Source organism: Nonomuraea antri (assembly GCF_013283785.1).
Classification (GTDB): Bacteria; Actinomycetota; Actinomycetes; order Streptosporangiales; family Streptosporangiaceae; genus Nonomuraea; species Nonomuraea antri.
This window is the reverse complement of sequence record NZ_JABCPZ010000306.1, coordinates 1-10,854: the sequence shown is the minus strand read 5'-3', so window position 1 is coordinate 10,854 and position 10,854 is coordinate 1. Positions and strand designations below refer to the sequence as shown.

The window sequence follows — 10,854 nt, the reverse complement described above, 5'->3', positions numbered from 1 at the left end:
TTCTCGGCTCGGCCGTGGGGGCGGCGGTGCTGGGCCTGCTCGGGTTCGCGGCGCTGAGCGGCGGCGACCCGCGACCCCCGGCCGGCCAGGCGGCCCGACCGGCCGCCGCCGCGTCCACGCAGGCCGCGAGTGACCCCGCATCCACGCAGGCCGCGAGTGACCCCGCGTCCGCGCCTCAAATGCCCGGGCCTTAAATGAGTGGCGGTTCGCGGATCCACGATTTACCGTGATCAATGTCCACGACGAACAGGAAAGCGAGGCGAAGTGAGCCGATTCGAAGCGTTCACCCCCGGCCTGACCTGGGGACGGCTTTCCGGTTGATCCGCATCGGGAATTACCCGGAAAGCCGTCTCGGACACACGTCCGGGATGGCTTTTCTCATTCATGACAACCGAGTGTGGGGCAGTTTGGTCAGCCCGCCTGCCTTGGGAGCAGGAGCACCGCAGGTTCGAATCCTGCCACTCGGACGGCGGCCCCTCCGGGGAGGGGCTCGCGGGCTCAGGTCTGGCCGAAGGGAGTGGCGCCCCCCGGCCGGACACGGCCCATGCCCCGGGCACGGCCCACGCCAGCCACGCCCGGGGCACAAGCCGACCGTCCGGGAGATCTTCCCCCGGCAGCCGCGTTCCACCGAGGACGATCCGATGGAAGGGAAGCTGCCATGACGTTCGGCGAGGACAGCACCGCGGCGGAGGTCGCCGCCGGGCACGACCTGACCGGCAAGGCCGCGGTCGTCACCGGAGGCGCCTCCGGCCTGGGCTTTCACACCGCGCACGCGCTCGCGTCGGCAGGCGCGCGGGTGGCGCTGATCGGCCGCGACCAGACGGCCGGGTTCGCCGCGGCCGAGCGCATCCGGACGGAGACCGGCAACGCCGGGGTGGAGTTCGCTCGCGTGGACCTGGGCAGCCTGGCCTCGGTCCGGGGCTGGGCCGGGGAACGGGCCGCCACCGGCCACCCGTTGCACCTGCTGATCAACAACGCGGCCGTCATGGCGACGCCGCTCACGCGTACCGCCGAGGGGTTCGAGTCGCAGTTCGGGATCAACCACCTCGGCCATTTCGCGCTCGCCGCCTGTCTGCTGCCGGTGTTGCGCGCGGCGGGCACGGCTCGCGTGGTGTCGTTGTCCTCCCGGGCGCACCGGCGCGCCGACGTCGACCTCGACGACCCGAACTACCTGGTGAAACCGTACGCACCGTGGGAGGCCTACGGCCGGTCGAAGACCGCCACCTCGCTGTTCGCGGTGGGCGCGAGCGCCCGGTGGGCCGGTGACGGCGTCACCGCCAACGCGGTCATGCCCGGCGCGATCCCGACCGGCCTGCCACGCCATCTCGAATCCGCCCAGCTCACCGCGCTGGGCCGGGCCGGCCAGAACGGAGCCCCGGCCACTCGGCCGGGCTGGAAGACGCCCGAGCAGGGCGCCGCCACCACGGTCTGGGCCGCGCTCGCCGCTGAGCTGACCGGCGTCGGCGGGCTCTATCTGGAGGACTGCGCGATCGCCACGGCGTGGACCGGCGGCGGCGACCTGCCGACCGGCCACTACCTGCCGTACGCGCTGGATCAGGAACGGGCCGGACGGCTGTGGGAGCTGTCGGAGAAGCTCATAGCGTCATGACGCCGATAGGCCCGGCTCCCGGCGGGCGGCGAGCAGGGCCATGACGCCCAGCACGGGCAGCACCCAGCTCCCGGTGACGGGGAAGTACAACACGCACAGCGGGACCCCCATCGCCAGCAGGTACCAGCCGACCTGGGCCGGCATCCGGCCGGTCGCGCGCACCGTGTGCGCGGACAGGGTGCCCAGGGCGAGCATCGCGATGCCGCCGACCAGGAACCAGACGCTGGAGTCGCGGGCGAAGTAGTCGGCCGCGCCGGTGTCGGCGACGGCGGCCAGGAAACCGTCGCCGGCGATGGCGCCCCACGCGTGCGGCTGCAGGAAGGCCCAGGCGAAGTGCAGGATCGCGGTCAGAATCATCAGGCGGGGGGTCCAGCGGGCCAGGGCGTTCATCCGAGGTCCTCCTCGTCGTGCTCGTGCGGGGCCAGGCGCATGGTCAGGTCGTAGACGCGGCGCAGCTCGCCCACCCGGACGGGCGGGACCATCTGCTGCGCCCCGATCAGGACCAGGTAGAGCAGGTGGGCCATCGGGTCGGCGTCGTCGACCGGGCCGCCGAACCCGCGCCACAGGTCGCGCAGATAGCCCACGCGCAGCCGGTCGACGCGTTCCTGCAGCGCGCGCACCTCGGCGTCCTGCAGCGCCCACGCCCGGATCGCGATCTCCAGGCCCTCGCTGTGGTCCTTGTCGTCGAGCACCAGGTCGAGCAGCCGGGCCAGCCGGGCGCGCGCCGGGCCGCCGGTGGACTCGGCGGCGTCGATGAAGCGGCTGGTGTGCTCGCTCTCGTAGTGCGCGAGCAGGTCGGTCTTGAACCCGGCCATGCCCTTGAAGTGGTGGTAGAAGGAGCCCTTGGTCAGCTCGAGCTCGGTGCACAGCCGCTCGATGGTCAGCGCGGGGGCGCCGTCCTGACGCAGGACCATGAGGCCGGTTTCGAGCCAGTCGCGTTTGCTCGCCATGCCGACGAACGTACCATACGGAATGGTATGGCGAGCAGGCGGGCCGAAGGCCGCCTCCAGGGAGGCGGCCCGTGAATCAGAGCCCGGGAATCAGAGCCCGCGAATCAGAGCCCGGGAATCAGAGCCCGCGAATCAGAGTCCAGCGGGGAGCCTGAGCTCGGCGAAGACGCCGCGATGGTCGGTGCGCGGCACGTCCACGATCTCGACCCGGCTCACCGCGGCCCGCTTGTCGGCCAGGATGTGGTCGATGGTGATGATCGGCGGCACGCGCCTGCCGTTCGGCCAGGTCGGCACCAGCGCCTTGCCGACCGCGGCGGCCGCGTCCACGTAGCCCCGGTCCAGCAGGTCGCGCAGCGCGCGATGGTCGAGGCTGGCGTTGAAGTCGCCGGCCAGCACCCGGAAGGCGGTCGGCGAGGTCGACGGCAGTGCTCTCAGTGCGGCGTTCCACTCCTCCACCATGCGGCCGAGCGGCGGGTTGGGGTGGATGGCGACGAGCTCCACCTTGCCGCCCGAGGGCAGCGTCATCGCGGCGGCGGGCATGTTGTGCCCGATGGGGGTGAACAGGTTCTCCAGCGGTGTCACCGGGTGCTTGGCGAACAGCCCGCTGCCCGTCGCGCCCCAGTCGGCCTGCAGCACCCGGTACGGCATGAGCTCCTTCAGCCCGGCCGCGTCCAGGTCGGCCACCTTGGCCGGGGTGAGCTCCAGCGCGCTGAACACCTCGACGTCGTTCTTCCTGACGAAGTCGACCACGGTCCGCGCGTCGGCCCGGCCGAACAGGTTGACCGTCAGCACCCGTAGCGGGGTGCCCGTGGCGGCCGGGGCCGGGTCCGTCCCGAACGTCCTGGGCAGCACGGTCACGGTGAGCACCACGCACACGAGCGCCGCGCAGAGCGAGGCGAGCCGGTTGCGGGTGAGGAACGTCACGATCGCGGTGAGCGCCGCGAACCCGGCGCCGAACGGGGTCACGGTCATCAACTGGGTCACGAACGAGCCCTGCTCCAGGCCGAAGACCCGGATGATCGCCCAGGCGGCCAGCAGCGCCACGATCGTCCAGCCAGGCCAGCGTCTGCGCCGCCGCCCGGCCCGAGCCGTGCCCGCCGATCCCGCGATTCCCGCCGTTCCCGCCGATTCCGCTGAGGACGATTCCGTCCCCGTGATGAGGTCCGTGGCGGTGCCACTGCTCTGCCCTTGCACGATCTACAGGCTGCACCGCCGAGATGAGATTTCCCTGAGAGGCCGGGTCATCTGCCGGAAATATCACCACGAGATGATGTTCCCCGGACGATACGGCATGTAATGGGGGATAAGTGGTCAACGCGCTCGACCATCGGTACCGCGGCGAGCACCCGCTGCGCACACTCGCCTACCTCTTCATGGAGGACCGGCTCAACCTGGCCGTCGCCGTCGTCGCCTTCCTGGTCAAGCACAGCCCGATCTGGCTGCTGCCGCTCATCACCGCCAACGTGATCGACGTCGTCATCAGCCGCGGCGACGTGGCCATGCTCTGGCTCAACACCGCGATCCTGCTGGCGATGCTGCTGCTCAACTACCCGTTCCACCTGCTCTACGTGCGCTGCCTGCACGGCGCGATCCGGCGCATGGGCACCGGCCTGCGCTCGGCGCTGTGCCGCAGGATGCAGCAACTGTCGATCGGCTACCACTCGCGGGTCAGCGCCGCCGTCCTGCAGACCAAGGTGATCAGGGACGTCGAGAGCGTCGAGCAGAGCGTGCAGCAGACCGGCGACCTGGGGCTCGGCGCGCTGACCACGCTCATCGGCGGCCTGGTGGTGATCGCGGCCCGGGTGCCCGCCGCCCTGCCGGTGTTCCTGGTGGTCGTGCCGGCCGCCGCGCTGCTGGTGATGAAGCTGCGCCACCGGCTGCGCGAGGACAACGAGAGCTTCCGCCGCGAGGTCGAGCGGATGTCCACCCGGGTCACCGAGATGACCACGCTCATCCCCATCACCCGCGCGCACGGCCTGGAGCAGGACGCGCTGCACCGCGTGAACGGCACGCTGACCTCCGTGCTGCGCAAGGGCCTGCGGCTCGACCTGCTCAACGGCCGGTTCGGCGCGCTGGCCTGGATCCTGCTGAACGCCATCGGCGTCGCCTTCCTGGCCGGCAGCGCGCTCATCGCCTACTACCGGGTGCTGCCGATCACGGCCGGGGACGTGGTCATGCTGACCGCGTTCTTCACCACGCTCACGTCCGCGGTGACCTCGCTGCTCAGCCTCACGCCGGTGATCAGCAAGGGCCTGGCCTCCGTACGCTCCATCGGCGAGGTGCTGCAGGCCCCCGACCTGGAACAGAACGCCGGCAAGGCCGAGGTCGGCGAGGTGCGCGGCGAGGTGGAGTTCCGCGACGTCGGCTTCTCCTACGGCGGCCCCGGGGACAGCGGCGACGGGGGCCCCGCGATCGGCGGGTTCACGCTCACGGTCGCGCCGGGCGAGACGATCGCCCTGGTCGGCGCGTCCGGTGCGGGCAAGTCCACGATTCTCAACCTGGTCATCGGCTTTCTGCGACCCACCTCGGGCCGGATCCTGCTCGACGGCCGCGACATGGAGGAACTGGACCTGCGCACCTACCGCAGGTCGGTCTCGGTGGTGCCGCAGGAGTCGATCCTGTTCGAGGGCAGCATCCGCGAGAACGTCACCTACGGCATGAGCGACGTCACCGACGACCGGGTGCGCCAGGCGCTGCGCGACGCCAACGCGCTGGAGTTCATCGACCGGCTGCCCGGCGGGCTCGACACCGTGGTCGGCGAGCGCGGCGCCCGGCTGTCCGGCGGTCAGAAGCAGCGCCTGGCCATCGCCAGGGCGCTCATCCGCGACCCGCGCGTGCTCATCCTGGACGAGGCCACCTCGGCGCTGGACACCCGCTCCGAGGCGCTCATCCAGCAGGCGCTCACCCGCCTGGTGCGCGGCAGGACGGTGTTCGTGGTGGCGCACCGGCTGTCCACGATCAGGGGCGCCGACCGCATCGTGGTCATGCACGACGGCAGGATCGCCGAGATCGGCACCCACGAGGAGCTGATGACCAGGAACGGCGCCTACGCCGCGCTCGCCTGAGCCGTCTTGGCTCAGAGCACGTGGTCGAGGAGCTGGTGGAGGGTCAGAGCACGTGGTCGAGCAGCGACTGCAGGGTGATCGCGCCCACCAGCCGGCCGCCCTCGACCACCGCCACCAGCGGGCTGCGGGTGCGCGCCATCAGCGCGGCCATCTCCAGCACGGTGGCCCGCGGGTCGGCCACGGCCAGCTCGCGCGGCTCGTCGGGCAGGCACTCGCGCACGGTCTTGCCGCCCAGCGCGCGCAGGAACGCGTCGGCGTGCGGCTCGTCGACCACGCGGGCCAGGGCGGGATCGTCCTGACAGTAACGCGGCACGGCCAGCCGCAGCACCTGTGTGCCGGGCAGGATCGTGAACGGCAGACCCTCGCCGTCGACCACGATCAGCCCGGGCAGGTCCTGGTCGGCCAGCAGCCTGGCCGCCTCCAGCGCCGGGGTGTCGAGCGTCACCGTGGGAAAGTCGCCGGCGAGATCGCGTGCGCGCATCGTCGTCCTCCTGCGGGCCAGCCTAACCGTCAGGGCAGCTCGGCGAAGCGCTCCACCTCTTCGGTGCGCCCGGAGACGAGGATGACGTCGCCGTAGGTCAGTTCGGTGTCGGCGGTGGCGTAGGTGAACTCCTCGTCCGGGCTCTTGACCGCGACGATCGTGACGCCGTACTTGCGGCGCAGGTTCGAGCGGCCCAGCGGGATGCCCACGTACTCCTTGGGCGGGGTGGTCTTGGCCAGCGCGAAGTTCTCGTCCACCTGCATGTAGTCCATGAGCCTGCCGCTGACCAGGTGCGCCACCCGCTCGCCCATGTCGTGCTCGGGGAAGACCACGTGGTGCGCGCCGATGCGGTTCAGGATGCGGCCGTGCTGAATGCTGATCGCCTTGGCCCAGATGTCGTCGATCTCCAGCTCGGCCAGCAGCGACGTGGTCAGGATGCTGGCCTCGACGTCGCCGCCGATGGCCACCACCGCGCGGTAGAAGTCGGGCACGCCGAGCTGGCGCAGGGCCTCGATGTCGGTCGAGTCGGCGGTGGCGATCTGGGTGATGTGCCCGGCCAGGGACTGGGTCACCTTGGGCCGGTTGTCGATGGCCAGCACCTCGGTGCCGCGGCGGATGAGCTCCAGCGCCAGCGAGGTGCCGAACCTGCCCAGGCCGATGACCACGACCGGATCGCTGTTGTTGTCAGCCAACGATGACTCTTTCCTCGGGTAGTTCGTAGCGGCGTACGCGTTTGTTGAGCGCCAGGGCCGAGCCCAGCGTGAGCGGGCCGACCCGGCCGATGAACATGAGCAGGACGAGCAGCAACTGCCCCGCGACGCCCAGCGTGGCGGTGATGCCGGTGGACATCCCGGCCGTGCCGAACGCCGCGCACACCTCGAACAGCACCTGGTCCAGGCTGTGCGGGGTGAGCGCGAGCAGCACGTACGTGGACAACGCCACCAGCACGACGGCCATCACCGTGATGGCCACCGCCTGGCGCTGGGTTGACTCGGGCAGCCGCCGGTGCCCGATGTTGACCCGGCTCTCGCCGCGCAGCTCCGCCCAGATGACGAACGCCAGCAGGCCGATCGTGCTCACCTTGATGCCGCCCGCGGTGCCCGCGCTGCCGCCGCCGATGACCATCAGCGCGTCCATGGCCAGCCAGCTCGACGGGTAGAGCTGGCCGACGTCGAGCACGTTGAACCCGGCCGAGCGCGGCATGACCGCGGTGAAGAAGGCGGCCAGCACCTTGCCGGAGTCGTCGAGCGGGCCCATCGTCGCCGGGTTGCGCCACTCGGTCATGAGGAAGACCAGCGTGGCGAACAACAGCAGGGTGACCGTCACGCCGACGGTGATCCTGGTCAGCACGCTCCACCTGGACGGCCGCCGCCACGAGCGGGCCAGCTCGAAGACCACCGGGAAGCCGAGCCCGCCGATGATCACGGTCAGCGCGATGGTCAGGCAGATCCACGGGTCGGTGACGAACCGCATGAGACTGTCGGACCACAGCGCGAACCCGGCGTTGTTGAACGCCGACACCGCGTGGAAGCCGCCCAGATAGGCGGCGCGGCCGAACGGCTCGCCGTACCCGATCATGAAGCGCGCGGTGAGCACGACGGCGGCCACGGCCTCGCAGGCCAGGCTGAACAGGACCACCTTGCGCAGCACCCGGCGCACGTCGCTCATGCTCAGGGTCTTGGTCTCGGCCTGGGCGGCGATGCGGGCGCGTAATCCGAGCCGCCCGGAGATCACCAGGGTGAAGACGGTGGCCATGGTCATGATGCCCAGCCCGCCGGCCTGGACCAGCCCGGCGATCACCAGTTCGCCGAACACCGACCAGTGCGACGCCGTGTCGACGATCACCAGGCCGGTCACGCTGACCGCCGAGGTGGCCGTGAACAGCGCCACCAGCCAGGTCGCCGGGGCGTCGCCGGAGGTGGACACCGGCAGCATGAGCAGCAGCGTGCCGATCAGGATGGCGGTGCCGAACCCGGTGGCGACGAGCTGAGCGGGGGAGCGCAGCCTCATGTTTCGTTCGTTCTCCTGAGCCGGCCGTACCAGGCCGGGACTTCACGCTCGTCGTCGAACCAGCGTGCCACCACGATATCCGTGGATGAGTGCAGCAGAATCGACAGCACGATCGTGACCGCCACGAGTTGGAAGACCTCCTGCGCTGCGGCGATGCCCGAGGCGAGCACGATCAGCCCGTACACCACGGAGGCGAAGCCCTTCGGGCCGAACCAGGCCACCGCCGCCTGCTCGCGCACCGTCAGCCCGGAACGCAGGAACGACAGCCAGATCGCCACCGGCCTGGCCAGCACCAGCGCGAGCACCGCGAACAGCCAGCCGCGCCAGCCCACCGAGCCGAGCAGCGGCAGGCTGATCAGCGCGCCGAACACCAGCAGCGCGCCCAGCTTGAACAGCTCCGCGATCAGCTCGCCGAAATGCTCGAACGCCTCACGCTGCGGCTGCCCGAAGGTGGCCACCGTGATGCCGGCCGAGAACGCGGCCAGGAACAGGTTCCCGTGCGTGGCCTTGCCCACGGCCAGCACCAGCAGCCCGATCGCCAGCGCGTTGAGCGGCTCGTACTGGGTGGAGGCGGAGAACCAGCGCATCCGCTCCAGCCGCAGCGCCGCCCACGGGATCGCCACCCCGATCAGCACGCCGAGGCCCAGCTCCAGGCCCAGCTCGCTCAGGTGCAGGTCGCCCGAGCCGGCCGCGACGGCCAGGAACAACATCACGAACGGCAGCGCCAGGCCGTCGTTGACGCCCGACTCCACGTTCAGCAGCTGACGCAGCCGCGGCGGCACCTTCTCGTTGCCGACCAGCGCGGCGGCGAAGACGGGGTCGGTGGGCGCCAGGATCGCGCCGATCAGCAGCGACTCGATCCAGCCCAGCCCGACCAGGTAGTGCGCGCCCACGGCGGTGATCAGGAGCGTCAGCGGCAGGCCCCAGCCGAGCGCGCGCCCCGGCAGCCGCCACGCCGAGCGCAGCTCGGGCCAGCCGACCCGCATGCCGTCGGTGAACAGCACCGCGAACAGCGCCAGCTCGGCCAGCGTCGCGACGAGGTCGTCGCCTGGACGCAGCGAGACGACGCCCAGCGCCCCGTCGCCCAGCACGAAGCCGGCCACCAGGAACAGTGCCGCGGTGGACAGGATCGTGCGATGGGCCAGGCTGGACAGCAGCACGGCCAGCAGGAGCACTCCAGCGAAGGCCGTCAGCAGGACGGCCATCAGATGACTCCGCCGCTCAGGTTGGACATGGGGGTGACGCCTCTCGGAGGTCGAGCCGACAAGAACCTGCCGACCAGACTTCCCGGCGCACCGGGCTATACCGTAACACCCCGCTCAGAGCCAGTGCGCAGCCGCATTATTGACGCGAAAACCACGCCGTCACAGCAGGTAGCGCAGCCACAGATACGGCGTGGACAGCGCGACCGTGACGAACGTGACGACGAGCCCGTAACGGGTGAACTCCCAGAAGCTGATCGGCGTGCCGTTGCGCGCGGCGATGCCGAGCACCACCACGTTGGCCGCCGCGCCCACGGCGGTCGCGTTGCCGCCCAGGTCGGCGCCCAGCGCCAGCGCCCACCACAACACCTGCCCCGGCCCCTCGCCGCCGTTGGCCTGCACCAGGTCGGCCACGATGGGGCTCATCGTGGCCACGTACGGGATGTTGTCCACGATCGCCGACAGCCCGGCGGACGCCCACAGCAGCAACATCGTGGTGAACGCGAGCCTGCCCTCGGTGACGCCGGCCGCCGCCTGCGAGACCTTCTCGATCACCCCGGTGTGCACCAGCGCGCCGACCATGACGAACAGGCCCGCGAAGAACACCAGCGTCGGCCACTCGACCTCGCGGATGGCCTCCTCGGTGGTCACCTTCGTGGCCGCCACCAGCACCCCGGCGCCGAGCAGCGCCACCACCGACGGCTCGTAGTGCAGCACCGGATGCAGCACGAACGCGGCCATGACCAGCGCCAGCACGGCGAGGGACTGCCACAGCAGGCGGCGGTCCGCGATCGCCTCACGCTCGTTCAGCGTCATGATCTCCGCGGCCCGCTCCGGGTCGTAGGTGAACGCGCGGCGGAACAGCCAGCGGCACAGCCCGATGAACACCGCCACCAGCACGACGATCAGCGGCGCCAGGTGGATGAGGAAGTCGTTGAAGGTCAGGCCGCCGCGGCTGGCGATGATGATGTTGGGCGGGTCGCCGACGAGCGTCGCGGTGCCGCCGATGTTGGACGCCAGCGCCTCGGCGATCAGGAACGGCGCCACCGGCAGCGCCAGCCGCTCGCACACCAGGAACGTCACCGGCGCGATGAGCAGCACGGTGGTGACGTTGTCCAGCAGCGCCGAGGCCGACGCGGTGATGATCACCAGCAGCACCATGAGCCGGAACGGGCGGCCCCTGGCGCGCTTGGCGGCCCAGATGGCGAGGTACTCGAACACGCCGGTCTGCTTGAGCACCCCGACGATGATCATCATGCCGAGCAGCAGGAAGATGACGTTCCAGTCGATGCCCGCGTGCTCGGAGAAGAAGGCGGTGCCGGCGTCGGTGGCGTGGATCAGCAGCATGATCCCGGCGCCGCCGAGCGCGGCGGCGACCCGGTGCACCTTCTCGGTGGCGATCAGCGTGTACGCGCAGAGGAAGGCGGCGACCGCCAGCCATGCGGTGATCGGCAGCACCGGCACCAGCCCATCCGGGAACGACGACAGGATTGCCGACCAGACTTCCCGGCACACCTGGCGCCAACCTATCAAGAGG

At 70.8% G+C, this 10,854-nt stretch carries 11 protein-coding genes and 1 tRNA gene; 4 read left to right on the top strand and 8 right to left on the bottom strand.

The genetic code is table 11. The features are described from left to right. The 3 genes from HII36_RS56170 to HII36_RS49805 all read left to right on the top strand — a co-directional run. Nucleotides 1-194, top strand: a 194-nt coding sequence (locus HII36_RS56170; RefSeq protein ID WP_407940898.1) for a hypothetical protein, incomplete at its 5' end; no start/stop codon positions are given. Nucleotides 195-391: 197 nt separating this feature from the next. After that, nucleotides 392-467, top strand: a tRNA-Pro gene (locus tag HII36_RS49810). A gap of 191 nt (nt 468-658) precedes the next feature. Further along, nucleotides 659-1,609: an SDR family NAD(P)-dependent oxidoreductase gene (locus HII36_RS49805; RefSeq protein WP_173530417.1), complete on the top strand. Its 951-nt coding sequence runs from the start codon at nt 659-661 to the stop codon at nt 1,607-1,609. Here HII36_RS49805 and HII36_RS49800 read toward each other — a convergent pair. The 3 genes from HII36_RS49800 to HII36_RS59010 form a co-directional block, all read right to left on the bottom strand. Then, complete coding sequence (locus HII36_RS49800; RefSeq protein WP_173530416.1) at nt 1,604-1,999, bottom strand: DUF6463 family protein; 396 nt, start codon at nt 1,997-1,999, stop codon at nt 1,604-1,606. The genes HII36_RS49805 and HII36_RS49800 overlap by 6 nt on opposite strands. After that, entirely contained in the window at nt 1,996-2,559 is a 564-nt protein-coding gene (locus HII36_RS49795) for a TetR/AcrR family transcriptional regulator (RefSeq protein ID WP_173530415.1), read from the bottom strand. The genes HII36_RS49800 and HII36_RS49795 overlap by 4 nt, the downstream gene beginning before the upstream one ends. A 132-nt stretch (nt 2,560-2,691) precedes the next feature. Further along, nucleotides 2,692-3,753 carry an endonuclease/exonuclease/phosphatase family protein gene (locus HII36_RS59010; RefSeq protein WP_328808254.1) on the bottom strand — a complete coding sequence of 354 codons (1,062 nt, stop codon included), beginning with the start codon at nt 3,751-3,753 and terminating at the stop codon, nt 2,692-2,694. A 113-nt stretch (nt 3,754-3,866) separates the two neighbouring features. Between HII36_RS59010 and HII36_RS49785 the strand changes: the two genes are divergently transcribed. Then, nucleotides 3,867-5,624 (top strand): ABC transporter ATP-binding protein, encoded by a 1,758-nt coding sequence (locus HII36_RS49785; protein WP_328808253.1) that lies wholly within the window; start codon nt 3,867-3,869, stop codon nt 5,622-5,624. 43 nt (nt 5,625-5,667) lie between these two features. On the opposite strand, the gene HII36_RS49780 is transcribed toward HII36_RS49785, so the two are convergent. From HII36_RS49780 to HII36_RS49760, 5 genes are all read right to left on the bottom strand, one after another. Then, nucleotides 5,668-6,105, bottom strand: coding sequence for a CBS domain-containing protein (locus HII36_RS49780; RefSeq protein ID WP_173530414.1), 438 nt, complete (start codon nt 6,103-6,105; stop codon nt 5,668-5,670). A gap of 29 nt (nt 6,106-6,134) precedes the next feature. Continuing rightward, on the bottom strand, nt 6,135-6,797 hold the full coding sequence (locus HII36_RS49775) for a potassium channel family protein (RefSeq protein ID WP_173530413.1): 663 nt from the start codon (nt 6,795-6,797) through the stop codon (nt 6,135-6,137). Further along, nucleotides 6,790-8,115, bottom strand: coding sequence for a TrkH family potassium uptake protein (locus HII36_RS49770; protein ID WP_173530412.1), 1,326 nt, complete (start codon nt 8,113-8,115; stop codon nt 6,790-6,792). The genes HII36_RS49775 and HII36_RS49770 overlap by 8 nt, the downstream gene beginning before the upstream one ends. Beyond that, nucleotides 8,112-9,320, bottom strand: a complete 1,209-nt coding sequence (locus tag HII36_RS49765; protein ID WP_173530411.1) for a cation:proton antiporter — start codon at nt 9,318-9,320, stop codon at nt 8,112-8,114. The genes HII36_RS49770 and HII36_RS49765 overlap by 4 nt, the downstream gene beginning before the upstream one ends. Nucleotides 9,321-9,479: 159 nt before the next feature. Next, entirely contained in the window at nt 9,480-10,766 is a 1,287-nt protein-coding gene (locus HII36_RS49760) for an ArsB/NhaD family transporter (RefSeq protein WP_407940900.1), read from the bottom strand. Between the last annotated feature and the right edge of the window lie 88 nt (nt 10,767-10,854).

Bases quoted from the DNA above. Each gene is read 5' to 3' on its own strand.
- HII36_RS49780 (WP_173530414.1), bottom strand. From the start codon at position 6,105: ATGCGCGCACGCGATCTCGCCGGCGACTTTCCCACGGTGACGCTCGAC.
- HII36_RS49800 (WP_173530416.1), bottom strand. From the start codon at position 1,999: ATGAACGCCCTGGCCCGCTGGACCCCCCGCCTGATGATTCTGACCGCG.
- HII36_RS49765 (WP_173530411.1), bottom strand. From the start codon at position 9,320: ATGGCCGTCCTGCTGACGGCCTTCGCTGGAGTGCTCCTGCTGGCCGTG.
- HII36_RS49795 (WP_173530415.1), bottom strand. From the start codon at position 2,559: ATGGCGAGCAAACGCGACTGGCTCGAAACCGGCCTCATGGTCCTGCGT.
- HII36_RS49770 (WP_173530412.1), bottom strand. From the start codon at position 8,115: ATGAGGCTGCGCTCCCCCGCTCAGCTCGTCGCCACCGGGTTCGGCACC.
- HII36_RS49805 (WP_173530417.1), top strand. From the start codon at position 659: ATGACGTTCGGCGAGGACAGCACCGCGGCGGAGGTCGCCGCCGGGCAC.